This is a genomic window from Streptomyces sp. NPDC008137 (assembly GCF_042957035.1).
Classification (GTDB): domain Bacteria; phylum Actinomycetota; class Actinomycetes; order Streptomycetales; family Streptomycetaceae; genus Streptomyces.
The window spans coordinates 485,330-503,264 of the sequence record NZ_JBIBHN010000002.1 but is presented as its reverse complement, the minus strand read 5'-3'; the positions used below and the strand labels follow the sequence as shown (position 1 = coordinate 503,264).

At 70.7% G+C, this 17,935-nt stretch carries 14 protein-coding genes; 5 read left to right on the top strand and 9 right to left on the bottom strand.

Annotated elements, in window-relative coordinates; all coding sequences use genetic code 11:
- Positions 1 to 7: 7 nt before the first annotated feature.
- The 6 genes from ACFZBT_RS05785 to ACFZBT_RS05760 all read right to left on the bottom strand — a co-directional run bounded on the left by ACFZBT_RS05785 (position 8) and on the right by ACFZBT_RS05760 (position 7,697).
- Positions 8 to 1,555 carry an MBL fold metallo-hydrolase gene (locus ACFZBT_RS05785; RefSeq protein WP_391098748.1) on the bottom strand — a complete coding sequence of 516 codons (1,548 nt, stop codon included), beginning with the start codon at positions 1,553 to 1,555 and terminating at the stop codon, positions 8 to 10.
- Positions 1,552 to 2,904, bottom strand: a complete 1,353-nt coding sequence (locus tag ACFZBT_RS05780; RefSeq protein WP_391098746.1) for a TfuA-like protein — start codon at positions 2,902 to 2,904, stop codon at positions 1,552 to 1,554. The genes ACFZBT_RS05785 and ACFZBT_RS05780 overlap by 4 nt, the downstream gene beginning before the upstream one ends.
- Positions 2,901 to 4,208 (bottom strand): YcaO-like family protein, encoded by a 1,308-nt coding sequence (locus ACFZBT_RS05775; RefSeq protein ID WP_391098744.1) that lies wholly within the window; start codon positions 4,206 to 4,208, stop codon positions 2,901 to 2,903. Before ACFZBT_RS05775 ends, ACFZBT_RS05780 begins: the two co-directional genes overlap by 4 nt.
- A complete protein-coding gene (locus ACFZBT_RS05770; RefSeq protein WP_391098741.1) occupies positions 4,205 to 6,319 on the bottom strand; it encodes a radical SAM protein in 2,115 nt (704 codons plus the stop codon). The genes ACFZBT_RS05775 and ACFZBT_RS05770 overlap by 4 nt, the downstream gene beginning before the upstream one ends.
- Before the next feature lie 56 nt (positions 6,320 to 6,375).
- The gene (locus ACFZBT_RS05765; protein WP_391098739.1) at positions 6,376 to 6,729 is read right to left on the bottom strand and encodes a hypothetical protein; all 354 of its coding nucleotides are present in this window, start codon (positions 6,727 to 6,729) and stop codon (positions 6,376 to 6,378) included.
- 314 nt (positions 6,730 to 7,043) lie between these two features.
- Positions 7,044 to 7,697: a GPP34 family phosphoprotein gene (locus tag ACFZBT_RS05760; RefSeq protein WP_391098736.1), complete on the bottom strand. Its 654-nt coding sequence runs from the start codon at positions 7,695 to 7,697 to the stop codon at positions 7,044 to 7,046.
- Between the two features lie 292 nt (positions 7,698 to 7,989).
- Here ACFZBT_RS05760 and ACFZBT_RS05755 point away from each other — a divergent pair, with 292 nt between their 5' ends.
- From ACFZBT_RS05755 to ACFZBT_RS05740, 4 genes are all read left to right on the top strand, one after another.
- Positions 7,990 to 9,615, top strand: coding sequence for an ATP-binding cassette domain-containing protein (locus ACFZBT_RS05755; protein ID WP_391098734.1), 1,626 nt, complete (start codon positions 7,990 to 7,992; stop codon positions 9,613 to 9,615).
- A gap of 10 nt (positions 9,616 to 9,625) precedes the next feature.
- Complete coding sequence (locus ACFZBT_RS05750; protein WP_391098731.1) at positions 9,626 to 11,896, top strand: ATP-binding cassette domain-containing protein; 2,271 nt, start codon at positions 9,626 to 9,628, stop codon at positions 11,894 to 11,896.
- A gap of 509 nt (positions 11,897 to 12,405) precedes the next feature.
- Positions 12,406 to 13,182: a dimethylargininase gene (gene ddaH / locus ACFZBT_RS05745; RefSeq protein ID WP_391098728.1), complete on the top strand. Its 777-nt coding sequence runs from the start codon at positions 12,406 to 12,408 to the stop codon at positions 13,180 to 13,182.
- A 188-nt stretch (positions 13,183 to 13,370) separates the two neighbouring features.
- Positions 13,371 to 14,351, top strand: coding sequence for an acyl-ACP desaturase (locus ACFZBT_RS05740; RefSeq protein ID WP_391098726.1), 981 nt, complete (start codon positions 13,371 to 13,373; stop codon positions 14,349 to 14,351).
- 80 nt (positions 14,352 to 14,431) lie between these two features.
- Here ACFZBT_RS05740 and ACFZBT_RS05735 read toward each other — a convergent pair whose 3' ends face one another.
- A complete protein-coding gene (locus ACFZBT_RS05735; RefSeq protein ID WP_391098723.1) occupies positions 14,432 to 14,677 on the bottom strand; it encodes a WhiB family transcriptional regulator in 246 nt (81 codons plus the stop codon).
- A 222-nt stretch (positions 14,678 to 14,899) separates the two neighbouring features.
- Between ACFZBT_RS05735 and ACFZBT_RS05730 the strand changes: the two genes are divergently transcribed.
- A complete protein-coding gene (locus ACFZBT_RS05730) occupies positions 14,900 to 15,682 on the top strand; it encodes a VOC family protein (protein ID WP_391098719.1) in 783 nt (260 codons plus the stop codon).
- A 40-nt stretch (positions 15,683 to 15,722) separates the two neighbouring features.
- Here the strand turns inward: ACFZBT_RS05730 and ACFZBT_RS05725 are convergent, their stop codons facing one another.
- Both ACFZBT_RS05725 and ACFZBT_RS05720 read right to left on the bottom strand, forming a co-directional pair.
- The gene (locus tag ACFZBT_RS05725; protein WP_391098717.1) at positions 15,723 to 16,772 is read right to left on the bottom strand and encodes a substrate-binding domain-containing protein; all 1,050 of its coding nucleotides are present in this window, start codon (positions 16,770 to 16,772) and stop codon (positions 15,723 to 15,725) included.
- Between the two features lie 80 nt (positions 16,773 to 16,852).
- A complete protein-coding gene (locus ACFZBT_RS05720; RefSeq protein ID WP_391098714.1) occupies positions 16,853 to 17,833 on the bottom strand; it encodes a multicopper oxidase domain-containing protein in 981 nt (326 codons plus the stop codon).
- Between the last annotated feature and the right edge of the window lie 102 nt (positions 17,834 to 17,935).

Below are 17,935 nucleotides of genomic sequence, written 5' to 3'. Positions count from 1 at the left end.
TCCACGGTCAGTGGACATCCACCGGCACCTCCTCATGCCAGGGCCAACTGTGGCCGGGCACCCGTACCAGGCGGCACCGGCCACGCACCTGCGCCAGGGAGTCGCCGGGGCGCAGCAGGCACACCTCCACCCCGGAGGAGCTCACCTGACCGTCGGGCAGCGACGAGCGGCACCGCGCCGTCCGCGTCACGCACTCGGGGAACGGGTCGATTCCCGCGATCTCATCGCCGTGCCCGTCCAGTCTCGGTCCCAGACCCAGGTTCCAGTGCCAGGGCGCTCCGCCGTCGGCGTACGGTACGACGGTCCGCGCGCCCCAGCGCTCGGCCAGGTCCAGCGCACCGTCCGCGTCGGTCATCAGCTGCATGCGGCAAGCCCACAGCTCCGGTGGCACGAACGGCAGATAGCGGCCGATGGAGGAGAACAGCAACTGGGCCGGGTACATGCGCCAGCCGCGGTAGCCGGCGAAGACCAGGTCGGGACCGCCCAGCCGGGCGCGCGCCTCAAGCGCCACATCGCGCATGTCCCCGCGGTTGTCACGCCCCGCGTCGGCGAGGAAGACGGAGCGGGAGCGCGGGGTCTCGACCAGATAGGTATTGCCGACGTTGGTGACTTCCGGGTGCAGCCGCTCGGCGTCGGTGGGCTGTTCCCCGTAGAAAGGCAGAGCGGTCACCGTGATGTCACCGACCTGCCAGGACGTGTGCCAGGCGAGCGGTACGACCGTGGTGAAGCCGAGCTCGGTCAGGCGCAGGGCCAGGTCGGCGGTCAGGATGCTCTCCCGTTCGACCACGGGGACGACGACGGGTGTGTCCGGCGGCAGGCGGAGCAGCGACGCGGGGTCGAAATGGTCCGGGTGACTGTGCGTCAGCAGGATCGCGTCGACACGGCCGAGGTCGGCGGGCTGCATCGGCTGATAGGTCTCGGGGTATACGGCGCGGCGGGCGGGGAGCCAGGGGTCGACCAGCACTCGTGCCTGGTGCCCCTGCGCCAGGACGGTGTTGTGGCCGCAGAAGGTGACGTCCGCGTCGTCCAGTTCTGGGGCGCGGCGGCCGGGGGGCACTTCGGCAACCAGGCCCTGTTCTCGCAGACCGGCCAGCAGGGTGCGCATGTCGGGGTGCAGCTCTCGGGCGGCCGCCTCGGTCAGGCCGTCGTTGCTCAGATCGGCGATCAGCGCGTGGGCCGGCGCCCAGTGGCTGTCCGGCAGACGGAGCCTGACGAGCGCCTCGCCGTCTGTCAGGTCCTCGCGGCTCAGCGTGAGCAGGCGCGGCCGGGCCAGCGCAGGGTCGGGGTGGCGGACGTCCTCGTGCAGGTGCCAGCCGCCGTCGGCCGCCACGTCGGCGATCGCCCGGAACGCCTCTCCCCGTACCACCTCGGCCAGCAGCGCGGGAGCTGCCGCGACAAGCGAGGCGTGGCCGTGGGCTTCGGCGTGCTCGGCGAGAGGCGCGTACAGCCGGCGCACGGCGAGCTCCGGATTGGCCGTGACCGGGCTGCCGAAGCGTGTCCGGTCCTCATAGGTGACGTTGATGCTCACATCGGCACGCAGCCACGTCCGTTTCATGCGTGCTCCTTGAGGCTCCGGTACACCGCTTCGCGGGCCAGCATCCGCCGAAAGGCGTCCTCGTCGCGGTGGCCGGCGGTCTTGGCCCACCGGTCGACATGGGACGGGACGGGCAGGCCGTGCCGATCGAACCACTCCTGGTACAGCTCCTGCGTGCCGCCTCCGGCCGCTTCGGCCGAGGGGTTCTCCAGGCCGACGGTGGCGAGCGTGCGCTGCTTGTCCTCGGCCCGTGCCGCAAGTCGGCCGAAGCGGCCTGTGACTCGGAGCTGGTCGGGCAGGTGAGCGAGGACATCCGCCCCGGCACGCGTGGCGACCAGCGCGGCTGCCGCGTCGGTCCTGACCATGGCGTTGAAACCGTCCAGGTCGAGGTGGTTGTGCGCCAGCCAGGCGTCGAATGCTGCCTGGTCGGTCAGTCCGAGGGCGGCGCACAGGTCGTTGGCGTACTCGCGCACTGCTGCGGCGTCGGGCCGCAGTGCGCAGCGTTCCGCCTCGGCGGAGGTGAGGGCGCGGACGAGGGCCCCGCGGTAGGCGTCGTTGAATTCCTCCGGCTCCAGGAGCAGTTCCTCCAGGATCAGGTGCATCGTGAGCGCGCCATGGTCGCCGGTGGCGGGAGCTGGGCCGGCGCTCCGTACGAGGTCGTCCCACCACAAGGTGTGCTGGAAGGCCCAAGGGACGCTGACGGGTTCCGGCGGACTGGTGTGCAGCAGGTCCATCAGTGCCAGCGCATCCTGCCGCTTCTGGTCCACTCGGCCGTGCGGAAGCCAGGCGCGTAGTGCGGCGGCGCTGTCGGCGAGGCCGCGCCCGCTTGCCTCACGGAGGAGGGCGGGCCAGGAGCGCTCGGGGTAGAAGCGCTGTTTGGCGAGCGCTGCGAGGATGTCGGCGTCGTCGCCGCCGATGATTCCTTCGCCTGCCGCCGCCTCCAGGGTGCGGCGGATGTTGACCATCGCCTCGGACGCCGTCCTGTAGCCGAGAGCCCGTTCACCGTGCGCCACCGCGACCTCGTCGTCGTCGGTGAGCGTGCCGACGGCGAACTGCTCGAAGATCCAGCCGACTCCGACCATGCCGAAGGCCTGAAGCTCCGCGGCCCGCAGCGCTCCCATGCTGGAGGCGCCGTAGACAGGGATGCCCTCGTGCAGGGCCCAGAGGATCTCCTTGTGCCACACCGAGGGCACCCGCTCGAAGTAACCGTCCACGACCGCCAGGGCCCGCGGTCTTTCCCGGGCCGCGCGGTACACGTCCCCCTGCGCGGCGGGCGGCAGCACGACGGCGTCCGGGAGGGCATCGGTCACGGCCTGCGCCGGCAGCGTGGGCCCCACGAAGACACAGACGGCGCCGTGCAGCTCGCTCATCGGGCGTCCCCTTCCTGCTCGGAGGCGGTGGGGGACGGTGTGGCGACGCCGCCGCGCAGTGCCCGGGCCCGTGGTCCGGGCACCCAGCCATCCAGCATGCTCGCCGACTCCAGCCCGGGGACAACCACCCGCACGACCGGGATGCGTAGATGCGGCAAAGTCAGGTCGACGGCGAGGACCTGGGTGACTCCGGCGTTCTTGAGGCGTTCCAGCAGCCAGGTCAGGTCTGCGTCAAAGGTGTCGGCGTCAAAAGTCGGACCGGAGTCGAAGGACCGGGCGGGGGTGCCCTGCAACAGGGCCCGCTCTCGGGCCAGCACATCGGGGTTGCGCACCCGGTCGTAGTCGTCGCGGGCCACGTCCTCCCTGGACCCGGCGGTGATGGTGAGCCGGCTCTGTGCCGCCTCGGTCAGCGCCCGCAGCAGCGCCACCGTCCGCACGGGGTGACAGCCCATGCCTGCTGCCGAGTGCATACGGCGGAAGGGGTCGTCGCCCTCGGTGACGACGCAGAAGAAGGAAGGCACACCGATGTCGGCGGTCGTCGTCTCCCACACCGCCACGTCTACACCGGCGCGCTCGTACAAATCGAGCACGGTCCGTGCGTCCGGGTCCCTCACCGTCGCCAGATCGATGCGGGTGGCGGCGGCCGCGTCCGGGTCCAGCAGGTGCCACAGGGTGGTGGCGTCGCGCTCGATCACCTCGCAGATGCCGTGGATCACGGCCTCGATCACATGGTTGCCCGAGGCCAGTCCGTTGGAGGAGGCCAGGAAGCAGCCTGCGCCGGTGGGCCGGGGCAGGGTGAAGCGAGTGTGGACCAATTCGTACGGCACCCAGGTCGCGGTCTGCCCGAGCAGGTCCCAGCTCTCCGTCCACAGCAGGTCCAGGTGCGGATGGAACCCCGACCCGGCGTCGACAGGCAACGCGGTGACATCGGCCACCGTGTGCCCCCAGCGCAGTTCCTCGTAAGTGGCCAGCCTCACCGGCGCGGCGATCCGCTCGGCGTGCCAGGCCTCGACGGACTCCATGACCGCGGAGGCCCGCGCGGCGGCCAGATCGACGCCCTTGCCCTGCGAGACCGACAGCGAACGAGAATTGGGCCGAGTGACGACGACGACCGGGATGCCGATCTGGTCGAGCCCGGTGACGTCCGCCACGCGGGTGATGCCCATCATGCCGAAGAAGGGGCTCACGCGGCGGACTGTGTCCTCGGGGGAGACACAGCGGTGGGTCCCGCCCTTGAAAAGCTTGGGGACAGGGGCCGAGCCCGCGGCGAGCAGGTCCCGCAGGGCGGTGTTGGCGCTGCTCACGCGGCGGCTCCGATCCCGGTGGCGATGTCGGGCACCAGCCACAGCACGCCGGCGGCCAGCAACTCGTCGATCATGCCTTGCAGTTCCTTGGCGATCACCGCCCGGTCGTGGGCGTCGCGGTCGCCATCCGAAGCGACGACCCGGGAGGCGAGCATGGCGAGCAGGTCGTCGACCGTGCACGGTTCGGCGGGCCGGGCAAGCAACTGCAGCAACTGCCGCGGCGTGCGCACCCGCCCTGTGAACGACTCGGCGGCGAAGCCATCGCCGACAGGCCGAAATCGCGTGCTGCGTGGCCACTCCAGCCGAAACCGCAGCGGGTCCCCGGCCGGTGGCAGGCACAACTGCCAGGGGAACCGGTCGGTTCCGTAACGCTCGGCGTACAAGATGGCGTACTCCTCGAAACTCGGCCACAGGTGCGCGGGGAACTGCCGATGCACCGGGAAACGGGCCCGCAGGACGGCGTGGAATTCGGCGATGAGCTGCTGCGACCGTTGCGTGGACAGCCCTCCGGCCGATGTCCACGACTGCACCGACAGTGGAAAGTCGGCACCGGCCAGTTCCTCCGCGTCCATCTCGATGCCGAAGCGGTCCGCCTGCTCGAAATAGTCGGTGCGCACGTCGAGGCTGAAGCCGTGCACGTCGAAGCTGTGCCGGGGGTCGGCGAGCACATCGGCGTGGTCGAGAAGGAAGGACAGCGTCCGCCGGGCATCCTGCTCGGTCTCCTGGGGGAACCCGACCATGCTGAACAGGTGCAGGGAGATCCCGGCCTCATGGACCGCGCGCAGGACCTGCGAGGCGACGGGCAGGCGGATGCCCTTGTCCATGTGGTCGAGCATGCGCTGGGAGCCCGACTCCAGGCCGAAGAACAGCTTGCGCACCCCCATGGCGGCAAGGCGTTCGCACGTGGCGGTGTCGAAGCCGGGCTCGAGGCGGGCGTAGCCGACCAGCGACACGTCCAGGTCCCGTTCGGCCAGGGCCTCGCCCAGTCTGAGGAGGAAGCGGGGGGACAGCGCCTCATCGGTGATCTCGTAGTGCCGGCAGCCATGGCGTTCCGTCAGCCGGGCGACGTCCTCGGCGACGACGGCCGGCGGGCGCGTACGGTACGGCCGCGGGGCGACACGGTTGATGTGCGGGATGTCGCAGAACCGGCACTTGTTGAAGTAGCAACCCTTGCCCGTGAGAATCGGCAGGACCGGGACCGGGGTGAGGTAGCGGTCCAGGGGAAGGCCGTCGTAGTCGGGGGTCGGCAGGGCCGCCACGTCCTCGGCCACCACCCGCCCCGCAACCGGGGCCCCGGAAGCGTCGAGTGCGAGGGTGTTGGGCACTCCTGCCAGGTCCCGGCCGTCCGCGAGACGTTCCATGATGCCCAGCAGGGCGGTCTCCCCTTCGTACGGCACCAGCGCGTCGCAGAACAGCGTGAAGAAGCGGGGCCGCCGCAGGAGTGCCGACGCGAACTTCGCGTAGACGGTGCCGCCGATCACAACGGTGTGGCCCGCGCTCTTGCACCGCCGCGCGAGCGTAAGGCCCGGAACTACCTGCTGGTGGTTGAGGATGGAGATGCCGACCACGTCCGGACGCACGGTCGCCAGATCGGCGAGGATCCCGTGCTCCCACTGGTGCTCGAAGACGTTGACCGCGGGGTCAGCGGTCACCCGGTCCAAATCCGCCATGCGGGCGGTGTCGATGGCGTCGACCGCGTAGGTCACAGGCGCGACGTCCCAGTCCACACTGTGGGCGGCCCCTACCATGCGCAGTCCGTGGGACAGCGCCTCACGCGCTTCGGCGAGGGCAAGCGGATGGTAGAAGGCCGATGGGTCGCGGAGCGTATCGGCTGCCCCCGGGGCGAGTTCCAGCGTCCGTTCGGCCATGGCCAGGACCCGGTCGAGCCGGTCCCGCTCGCCGGCCGGGACCTGTCGGGACCGGCGGTCGCGACAGATTTCGGCCGCTCGCTCCAGCGCGGCGGGGCGCAGCAGCGCGTCAACTGCCTCCACATCGAGGTCCCGCTGGGTCACCTCGACGCCGTTGCGGCGCAGATGGGCCGTGAGGGATGGAAGGGCCAGGTGCGGGCTGCGGGGGTCGGCTGCCGGTGGGAACAGGAGTACTGCGTGCACGAGGGCGGTCTCCAGGGCCGAACGACAGGGGGAGGACGGCGAGAGCGGTGGTCAGGTCAGCGCGAGACCGTGCTCGGATTGACCCTGAACTTGGCCAGGCCCATCGTGCCCGGGCACATGACCGTTCCCGAGGCCTTCCAGTTCACGTCCTCGGCCAGGTCGGCCCGCTGGAAGGGGCCCACGAACGACTGCGCCTGGGCCGCCTTGCCCGTGCCCATCCGGAAGCCGTTGCCCGTGATCTCCTCGCCGCCGGCCACCTGCACCGCGTCGAGCAGATTCGCACAGAACTGCGCCATATCGGGCTCGGTTACCTTGCAGGCCTCCAGCATCTCGTCGCGCAGGAAATAGAGCGACCCGTCCTCGCCGCGGATAATCGTGCCGCCTACGTTGTTGCTATTGTTGTCGGGCATTCCGTGTCCTTCCTGATCGGCGGATCCGTCTCACGGACGGTCCATATGTGAACACCCCTATGCATTCCACGGACACGTGTCCGATGTACGGGGCCGTCCGGGTGAAAGGACGGCTCAGACCAGACAACGAGGCCCCGTGGCATGGAATGAGTCCCCCTCCCGGTGGGTGCGGCCCGGGATTCGTGAACCCGAAGTTCCAAGCTGGCCTTCAGCGGCCTCGGCCCGTGGGTTGCGGCGGATGGGTGCGTCAGAAATCGCGAACAGCCGGGGGATGGACCAGGGCCATCGTCGGCAGGAATCCGACCGGCACGTGGTCAGGGCAGAGCGGACGCCGTCACCGTGGCGGCCACCGCCGTACGCACCTCGCGCACGATCTTCCGCGGCCCGGGCGCCGTCGCCCCGGCACGCTCGGTCAGCTCCTCGACGCGCCGCTCGCTCGCGCGGACGTCCTTCTCGGGGAGCAGGTCCGCCGCCACGGCGAGGGCGACCAGCGCCGCGTCACGCGCGGAGAGTTCGGCGACGAGCGGCGGTCCCTGGAGGAGCTGGAGCGTCTCCTCCCGCAGCGCGTCCACGGCGGCGGCGCGCTCCAGCGTGTACTCGACGGACGGGAACACACCGAGGACGCGTTTCTTCTCCGCCCGCAGATACCCCCCGGCGACGAGCTGCTCCCGCACGGCGTCGAGGGTCACCCGGGCACGCAGGGTCACCCAGGTCCGCCAGGAGTGCGGGCACGACTCGTGGACCAGTTCCAGCAGCCCGTCGAGGACCGCGTCTCCGGCGCGCGCGTCGAGATCGACCGGTGTGGCGATGCCGTCCTCGTCGGTGAGCAGGCCGCGCTGGGCCAGTTCGGTGAGGGCACCGGCCCGCACCAGGCCGGCCAGGTGGCCGGCGTCGGGGGCCGGCGGACACGCGGAGTCCCAGGCCAGCAGGCAGAGCCGGGCCGGCAGCGAGAGCGGGCCGTCGGTCACGGGGCCTCCTCGGGGTGCTCGGGCGGCACGTTAATGCTTTGACAGGCCTGACGACCCCTCGTACGTTGGAAAGCGTCCTGTTGCCGCCGATTGGAGAAGGACGTTGCTCGTCTGAGGTCCTGAGACACCGCGTGACACACATCAGGTGTGTGCGCTGCGTGCGACCTCGGCGATCGAGCCGTCCTCCGGTGCGGGGCTTTTCTCATGCCCGTGGAGCCCTCCTCCCTGGTCGCAGGTGTCTCGATACGCGATTGCCCCTGACCGCATCAAGCAACCGCGAAAGAGGCCCCGCATGCCTATTTCCATCACTGCCGCCTCCCTCTCCTTCACCTGGCCCGACGGTTCCTCCGTCTTCGAGGGCCTCGATGTCGCGTTCGGCCCGGGCCGCACCGGCCTGGTCGGCGTCAACGGGTCGGGAAAGTCGACCCTGCTGAAGCTGATCGCCGGTGAGCTCGCACCGGCCGACGGCGCCGTCCGCGTCGCCGGCGAGGTCGGCTATCTCCCGCAGAACCTCACCCTCGACACCACCCTGCGCGTCGACCAGGCGCTCGGCATCGCCGCGCAGCGGGCCGCGCTGCACGCCATCGAGGCGGGAGACGTGGCCGAGGCGCACTTCGAGACCGTCGGCGACGACTGGGACGTCGAGGAGCGCGCCCTGGCCACCCTGGGCGAACTCGGGCTCGGGCACGTCGAGCTGGACCGCACCGTCGGCGAGGTATCGGGCGGCGAGTCGGTCCTGCTGCGCCTGGCCGCGCTGCTGCTGCGCCGGCCCGACGTGCTGCTGCTGGACGAGCCGACCAACAACCTCGACCTGTACGCGCGCAGGCGGCTGTACGCGGCCGTCGAGTCCTGGCCGGGCGTGATGGTCGTCGTCAGCCACGACCGTGAACTCCTGGACCTCGTGGACCAGATCGCGGATCTGCGCTCCGGGGATATCACGTGGTACGGGGGCAACTTCTCCGACTACGAGGAGGCCCTGGCGGTCGAGCAGGAGGCGGCCGAGCGCATGGTGCGCGTCGCCGAGTCCGACTTCCGCAAGCAGAAGCGCGAACTGGCCGACGCCCAGGTCAAGCTGGCCCGCCGCAAGCGGTACGGACAGAAGATGTTCGATCAGAAGCGCGAGCCGAAGATCGTCATGGGGGCGCGCAAGCGCGCGGCGCAGGAGTCCGCCGGCAAGCACCGCATCATGCACGAGGAGAAGCTCGCCGAGGCGAGGGAGCGGCTCGACGAGGCGGTGGAGGCCGTACGGGACGACGACGAGATCCGTGTCGATCTGCCGTACACGGCCGTGCCGCCCGGGCGCACCGTCCTCACCCTCCAGGATCTCGGGCTCCGGTACGGCGCCCGTGTGGAGGGCGGCTTCGAGCTGCGCGGTCCCGAGCGGGTCGCGCTGATCGGGCGCAACGGCTCGGGCAAGACCACGCTGCTGCGCACGATCACCGGCGAGCTGGATCCGGAGTCGGGCGACGTACGGACGCATGTCCCGTTGCGGTTCCTGCCGCAGCGGCTCGACGTCCTCGACGGCGAGCTGACCGTCGCGGAGAACGTGGCCCGGTTCGCGCCGGACGCCACCAACAACCGGATCCGGGCGCGGCTGGCCCGCTTCCTGTTCCGGGGCGCCCGGGCCGACCAGAAGGCGGCGACACTGTCCGGCGGCGAACGCTTCCGGGCCGCGCTGGCCGCGCTGATGCTGGCGGAGCCCGCGCCGCAGCTGCTCATGCTCGACGAGCCGACCAACAACCTCGACATGGCGAGCGTGCGGCAGCTGACGACGGCCCTGGAGTCCTACGAGGGAGCGCTGATCGTGGCCAGTCACGACCTGCCGTTCCTGGAGTCGATCGGCATCACGCGCTGGCTGCGACTGGAGGACGGAGAACTGAAGGAAATCACGCCAGAGACTGTCGGGTATTCCGCCTAGCTTCGGTGGCATGACCGACTTCACGCACGACGCCATCACCCTGACCGGAGCACGCGAGAACAACCTCAAGGACGTCACCCTCCGCATCCCGAAAGGCCGGCTGACCGTGTTCACCGGCGTTTCGGGGTCGGGGAAGTCGTCCGTCGTCTTCGACACGATCGCGGTGGAGTCCCAGCGTCAGCTGAACGAGACGTATCCGTGGTTCGTCCGCAACCGGCTGCCCAAGTACGAGCGGCCGCACGCGGACGGTCTGGAGAACCTCTCCCCCGCGATCGTCGTCGACCAGCGGCCGGTCGGCGGCCACTCCAGGTCGACCGTCGGCACCATGACGGACGTCTACTCGGTGATCCGGGTGCTGTTCTCCCGGCACGGCACCCCGAGCGCCGGGCCTGCCACGGCCTACTCGTTCAACGACCCGTCGGGCATGTGCCCCGGCTGCGACGGCCTCGGCCGTACGGTCCGGCCCGACTGGGACCGCATCCTGGACCCGGACCGCTCCCTCGCCGGCGGGGCGGTCCGCTTCCCGCCGTTCGCCGCCGGGACCTGGCAGGGGCAGGCGTACACGAACAGCGCCGAACTGGACCCGGACAAGCCGGTGGGGCGGTTCACGGCCGCCGAGCGGGAGTTCCTGATGCGCGGGCGGCCCGGCAGCAAGGTCGCCGTCAACGGCACCGGCGGCACCTGGACCACCGAGTACGAGGGGCTGGCCGACCGATTCGAGCGGCTGTACCTGAAGCGGGACCTGTCGGCCATGAGCCAGAAGACCCGCGACCTGGTCCGGGAGTTCCTGGTGGAGGGCACCTGCCCGGCCTGCCGGGGAGCCCGGCTCAACGCGGCGGCGCTCGCGACCCGGATCAACGGGCGTTCCATCGCCGACTGCGCCGGGATGCAGGTGACCGATCTCATCGCCGTACTGAAGGAGATCGACGACCCGGTGGCCGGGGTGGTCGCGGGGGCGGCGGTGGCCGCGCTGGAGCGCATCGAGACGATCGGGCTCGGCTACCTCAGCCTCGACCGGGAGACGGCCACGCTCAGCGGCGGGGAGGGGCAGCGGCTGAAGACGGTGCGGCACCTCGGCTCCAGCCTGACCGGGATGACGTACATCTTCGACGAGCCGAGCGTGGGCCTGCACCCGCGCGATGTGGGCCGCCTCGGCGATCTGCTGCTGCGGCTGCGCGACAAGGGCAACACCGTGCTGGTCGTCGAGCACGACCCGGACGTGATCGCGCTGGCCGACCATGTGGTGGACATGGGGCCGGGGGCGGGCGCCGGGGGCGGCCATGTGGTGTTCGAGGGCACCCCGGAGGAGCTGGCAGCGTCCGGCACGCTCACCGGCCGCTGCCTGCGCACCCGTACGGCGGTCAAGGAAGAGGTGCGCGAGCCCGTCGGCGACCTGTGGGTCAAGGGAGCCGACCGGCACAATCTGCGGGACGTCACCGTGCGGTTCCCGGCGGGTGTGCTCACGGCGGTGACCGGGGTCGCCGGGTCGGGAAAGAGCACCCTGGTCGCGGAGTTCACCGCCGCCCACGACGAGGCCGTGGTCGTCGACCAGTCGTCGATCGGGATCTCGGGGCGGTCCACTCCGGCGACCTATCTGGGGATCATGGACGCGGTACGGAAGATCTTCGCCCGGGAGACGGGGGCCGAGGCGGGCTTCTTCAGCTTCAACTCGAGCGGTGCCTGCGGCACCTGCGAAGGCCGGGGGATCATCTACACCGACCTCGCCTTCATGGACCCGGTGACGACGACCTGCCACGACTGCGAGGGGCGCCGCTTCAGGGACGAGGTGCTGCGGCTCACCGTGCGGGGCAGGTCCATCGCCGACGTCCTGGAGATGACGGCCGAGCAGGCACTCGGCTTCTTCGACGACACCGGCGTACGGCGCCGGCTGCGCGCCCTGCGGGACGTCGGACTGACGTATCTGACGCTCGGCCAGCCCCTCTCCACCCTCTCCGGCGGTGAGCGGCAGCGCATCAAGCTGGCCACGCGGCTGCACCGGACGGGCGCGGTCTACGTGCTCGACGAGCCGACGACCGGCCTGCACATGGCGGACGTGGAGGGGCTCGTCGCCCTGCTGGACCGGCTGGTCGACACGGGCAACACGGTCGTCGTCGTCGAGCACAACCTGGATGTGGTGGCCCGCGCCGACTGGGTGATCGACCTCGGGCCGGACGGCGGCAGGGACGGCGGTGAGGTCATCTTCGAGGGCACGCCGCGGGAGCTCCTGGAGGCGCGGGGTTCGTCCACCGGGGAGCACCTGCGGCGGGCGGTGCGGGGGTAGGGGGCTTGCCTTTGCCCACCCACCCGCCCGAATCGGTTGGACAAGGGGCTTGCCTTGCTCCGGGGCTCCGCCCCGGGCCCCGGCGGGGGCTTCGCCCCCTGCGCCCCCAGCGGGGACTTCGTCCCCTGCACCCCTAGCCGGGCTTCGACCCCTGCGCCCCCGAGGCGGGCTTCGCCCCGTCCATCCCTGAGCCGGGCATCGCCCCCTCCACACCCGAGCCAGGCATCACCCCCTCCACACCCGAGCCAGGCATCGCCCCCTCCAACCCCGAGCCGGGCATAACCCCTCCAACCCCGAGCCGGGCATCACCCCCTCCAACCCCGATCCGGGCTCCACACCCCTGCGATCCTCCGGCGCCGCACCCAGCTCCCCCTCCCTCCCCTCCCGGGGGTGTCGTCTCGCGGGATCGACCTGCATCATGGTCGGCTGACGCCCGATGCGTTCCGGTCGATCCCGGAGGTCCTGTCGGTGCGGTCCAGACACGTCCCATCCGATACGGAGTCACGCTCGTGCCCAGCAAGAAGGCCCTCGTCCGCCGCCCCAGCCCGCGTCTTGCCGAGGGGCTGGTGACGCACATCGAGCGGGAGAGGGTCGACGCCGACCTCGCGGTCGAGCAGTGGGAGGCGTACGTAACGGCCCTGCGCGCGCACGGCTGGGACACCATCGAGGTGGATCCGGCCGACGACTGCCCGGACTCGGTGTTCGTCGAGGACACGGTCGTGATGTACCGGAACGTGGCGCTGATCGCCCGCCCGGGCGCCGAGTCCCGGCGTGCGGAGACCGCCGGGGTGGAGGAGGCCGTGGCCGGTCTGGGCTGCTCGGTGAACTGGATCTGGGAGCCGGGCACCCTGGAGGGCGGCGACGTCCTGAAGATCGGCGACACCGTGTACGTGGGCCGGGGCGGGCGCACCAACGCCGCCGGGGTCCAGCAACTGCGGGCCGCGTTCGAGCCGCTGGGCGCGCGGGTCGTCGCCGTGCCGGTGAGCAAGGTGCTGCACCTGAAGTCGGCGGTCACGGCGCTGCCCGACGGCACGGTCATCGGGCACATCCCGAAGATGGACGCGCCGTCGCTGTTCGCGCGTTTCCTGCCGGTGCCCGAGGAGGCCGGCGCGCACGTGGTCCTGCTCGGCGGCCACAAACTCCTGATGGCGGCGAGCGCGCCGAAGACCGCGGAGCTGTTCTCGGACCTCGGGTACGAACCGGTCGTCGTGGACATCAGCGAGTTCGAGAAGCTCGAGGGATGTGTGACATGCCTCTCGGTGCGGCTGCGGGGGTTGTACGCCTGACGGGCCCGGCGCCTCACTCTCCCGGCCCTCGACCTGCGGGTCCGGGGGCTTCGCCGGGCCCACGAGCGACCCGCTGATCAGCGGCCTTTACAGCGCTCTTAACCTACGGCATCGTAACCTACGGAAACGTAGCCTACGATTCCGTAAGTTACCGCTCACCGCTCGTATGTACGTCCCCTGGAGAGTCCATGACGATCGCCACTCCCCACCTCGGCAGCCCCGCCGGCGCCTGGACCGACGCTCAGCTGCTGTACGCACTGGAGGAAGTGGTCGAGAAGGAGCTCAACCGGCATCTGCAGGTCGCCAAGGACTGGATGCCGCACGAGTACGTGCCGTGGAGCGACGGGCGCAACTTCCCCGGCCTCTTCGAGGACGGCGAGGCATGGGAGAAGGAGCAGTCCAAGGTCACCGAGATCGGCCGCATCGCGCTCATCGTCAATCTGCTGACCGAGGACAACCTCCCGAGCTACCACCACGAGATCGCCTCGCTCTTCGGCCGCGACGGCGCCTGGGGCACCTGGGTGCACCGCTGGACGGCGGAGGAGGGCCGGCACGGCATCGTGATGCGGGACTACCTGCTCACCTCGCGCGCCGTGGACCCGGACAAGCTGGAGCAGTTCCGCATGTCCCACATGAGCGAGGGCTTCGAGTCGGACAACCGCCACTCGATGCTGCACTCGGTCGCCTACGTCGCCTTCCAGGAGCTGGCCACCCGCATCTCGCACCGCAACACCGGCCACCAGTCCGGTGACCCGGTCTGCGACCGCATGCTGGCCCGCATCGCGACCGACGAGAACCTGCACATGGTCTTCTACCGCAACCTGCTCAAGTCGGCGTTCCAGCTCGCACCCGATCTGACGATGCAGGCGGTGCGGGACGTGGTCGTGAACTTCCGGATGCCCGGTCACGGCATCCCCGGCTTCGAGCGGGCCGCCGCGCAGATGGCGATCGGCGAGGTCTACAACATGCGCATCCACCACGACGATGTGCTTCAGCCCGTGCTGCGCTTCCTGAAGATCATGGAGATCGACGGTCTGGGCCCCGAGGGCCGCAAGGCGCAGGAGGAACTCGGCCTGTTCATGGGCGGCCTGGACTCCGAGGCGGCGAAGTTCGACGAGAAGCTGGCCGCGCGCAAGGCCCGCATGGCGGCCCGGGCGGCCGGCGCCTGACCCCGTAGACCGGCCACACGTACGCAAGAGCCCCCTGGCAGGACGTCCTGCCAGGGGGCTCTTGCGTACGACACGGCCCACTAGCTCGACCTGCGCCGCAGCTCCAGCCGTTCCTTCTCCGACATGCCGCCCCAGACCCCAAAACGCTCGTCGTTGTCCAGCGCGTACTCGAGGCACTCCGAACGGATCGGGCACAGGCCGCAGATCCGCTTCGCCTCCCGCACCGAACTGCCCGGTTCGGGGAAGAAGAAGTCCGCCCCGGTCTGCGCACACAACGCTTCCTGCTGCCAGGCGAGTTCGGGCGAGGTGATGGTGTCGATGTGCATGGCCAGAGCGTCGCGGTCGGCGAAAAACGTTCGATCAACGCGGGATCAACACCGCGTTCATGGCCCCGGCCACTCCGATCATCACCTCTTCGACGAGCCGACGCACGGCGGCGCGCGGGAACGTCGCGCACCACGCCCCGGAGGTGCTCCGGCGGCGCTTGTCCGTGGGCGGTGCGAGACTCGGCAGAGAGACGACGGGACCCCTGTGCGAGGAGGGCGGCCATGCTCACCACCCGGTATGTCACCGGCGCTCCGAACTGGATCGATCTCGGCACCTCCGACATCGACGGCGCCGCCGCTTTCTACGGGGACCTGTTCGGCTGGGCGTTCCAGCCGGGCGACCCCGAGGTCGGGGGGTACGGTCTCTTCCAGCTCGGCGGCAGAACCGCCGCCGGCGGTATGCAGACCACACCGGAGCAGGGCCCGCCCTCCTGGTCGGTGTACTTCCAGGCGCCGGACGCGGACGCCACGGCGAAGGCTGCGGAGCAGGCGGGCGGCTCGGTGCTGATGCAGCCCATGGACGTGCTGGACCTGGGCCGCATGGCGATCCTCGCCGACCGGGCGGGGGTGTCGTTCGGCCTGTGGCAGCCGGGGCGGAACAGGGGCCTGGACGTCGTCCAGGAGCACGGCTCGCTGTGCTGGGTGGAGCTGTACACGGCGGACGTCCCCGCCTCGGCCGCCTTCTACCACTCCGTGCTCGGCCTGGAGACGTTCGGTGTCGAGTTCCCCGGTGGCACGTACACCACCTTCGTCCCCGCCGGGGAGCCGGAGGGCGCCATGTTCGGCGGTGTCGTGGCGCTGGCCGACGACCCGGTCGAGGAGGAGGCGTACTGGCTGCCGTACTTCGAGGTCGACGACCCGGACGCCATCGCCGACAGGGCACAGGGACTGGGCGGCGCGATCCGTGCGCCCGCCACGGACCTGCCGGGCGCCGGCCGCCTGGCCAAGCTCGCCGACCCGTACGGGGCACGCTTCGCGGTGATCCGCAGCGAGCCACCGGCCTGAGGCCGGCTCGGGGCGGCCTCCCCCGCACGGCGCCGACCGGCTACGCGGACGCCCTCCGGACCAGCGTCGTCGGCAGAACCACGCTGGAGGGCGGGTCTCCGACGCCCTCGTCCGAGGCCGCGTGCGAGGTGCCGCGGTCGAGGTCGCGCAGCAGCAGGCGGGCCATCAGGCGGCCCATCTCCTCGATGTCCTGACGGACCGTCGTGAGAGGCGGGTCGGTCTGTTCCGCGACGGGCAGCATGTCGTCGAAGCCGATCACGGCGATGTCGTCGGGGACGCGGCGGCCGGACTCGCGCAGGACGCGCAGGGCACCGGAGGCCGTGAGGTCGTTGGCGGCGAACACCGCGTCCACGTCCGGGCAGCGGTCGAGGAGCTCGCGCATCGCGCGCTCGCCCCCGGCCGGGGTGAAGTCGGCCTCGGCGATCAGCCGCGGGTCGGCGTCCCCCATGACGTCCCGGTAGCCGTCGAGCCGGTCCGCCGCGGAGGTCTGGTCGAGCGCGCCGGTGATGTGCGCGATCCGGGTGCGGCCGAGGCCGGCCAGGTGGCGGACGGCGTCGCGGGCACCGCCCCGGTTGTCGCTGTCGACGTACACCACGCCCCGCCGGTCGCCGCTCCAGCCCGGCCGGCCGCCGAAGACGGTCGGAATGCCAGCCCGCTGGATCAGCTCCGGCAGCGGGTCGTCGAGGTGCAGGGAGAAGACGAGGGCCCCGTCGACATGTCCGCCGGCCAGGTACCGGCCGACCCGGGCGTGATCGTTCCGGCCCTCCGTGAGCAGCAGGACGAGCTGGTTGTCGTGGGCCGTGAGTTCCTTGCTGATGCCGCGCAGCTGGAGCGCGAAGAACGGGTCGGCGAAGACCCGGGTCTCGGGCTCGGCGACGACGACCGCGATCGCGTCGTGCCGCCGGGTCACCAGGGAGCGGGCGGCCTGGTTGGGCACGTACCCGAGTTCGTCCACGGCCCTGCGGACCCGCTCCACGAGAACGTCCCGCACCCCGTCCCCGCCGTTGACCACACGCGAGACGGTGGCCCGCGAGACACCGGCCCGGGCGGCCACGGCCTCCAGCGTGGGACGCGGCGCGGTGTCGGTCACTTCGGGGCTCCTCATCTGCGGCTGCGGATCAGGATAGCCCCGGGGAGCGGCGCGGTGAGAGCGCTCTCGCCCCGCGTCCGTCAGTGCTCGTGCGCCTGCTGCTCCCCTCCGTGTCCCCCGTGCTCGTGCTGCTCGTACCCGGGGATCGTCCCGTCCGGCTTCTTCACCAGGAACAGCCCCACCATCCCCATGTCGGAGTGGCTCTGCACATGGCAGTGGTACATCCAGGCGCCGGCGCCGACCCCCTCCCCCGCGATCACCTGGAAGCCGAAGGAGTCGGCCGGGCCCGTGATCTTGTTGTCGATGACCTGGCTGGGGTCGTCGGGGCCGGTCAGCATGCCGGTGCGGTTGTCCGCCCAGCGGTGACCGTGCATGTGGAACGTGTGGTAGAACTCGCCGTGCGTGATCACGACGAACTCGACGCGATCCCCCACCGTGGCCTCGAAGTTCGGCCCGGAGTGCGGCGGCTTGTTGTTGACGCGCATGTCGTTGAAGACAACCGTGTGCGTCCGGTCGGGCAGGATGTCTCCCTTGCGGCGGACGATGACGGGGCCGAACAGGCCCTTCTGCAGTCCCACCGTGCCGTGTTCGGTGCCGACGACATGGTCGTGGTAGTGCCAGTAGCCCGCGCTGCCCGCCCGCCAGGTGCCGTCCTTGCGGCGGCCGGGGGCGTGGGTGCGCCAGGTGTAGGTGCGGGTGCCGCCCGGTTCGACATGGCTGCGGTTCATCTTCGTGCCGTCGCTGGTGATCTCGTAGTCCAGGCCGTGGACATGCAGACTCACCGCCACGTCCATGGCGTTCTCGAACTCGACGTGCAGGGTGTCGCCCTCGTTCAGCTCGATCAGCGGGCCGGGGACGGTCGCCTTGCCCTTCTCCAGTCCGTAACCCATCTGACCGTCGGCGAGCTTCTCGGCGTACAGCTTGATGCGCTTCACCTCGCCTCCGGCGGGCGCCGTCTTCGCCGGTCCGTCGGCACTGATGGCCTCCGGCGCCACGGACAACGATGTCGCGACGGCAGCGGTGCCCAGCAGGACCCGCCGGTTGAAGCTGCGTCTGTCCATGCGGAACTCCCCACCCTGGTAAGGCTTTTACGGAGGCGTACCTGTGATGAACCTGTGCGACGGTACCGGCCAGACTCCCGTTTATCCACACTCAAGACAAAG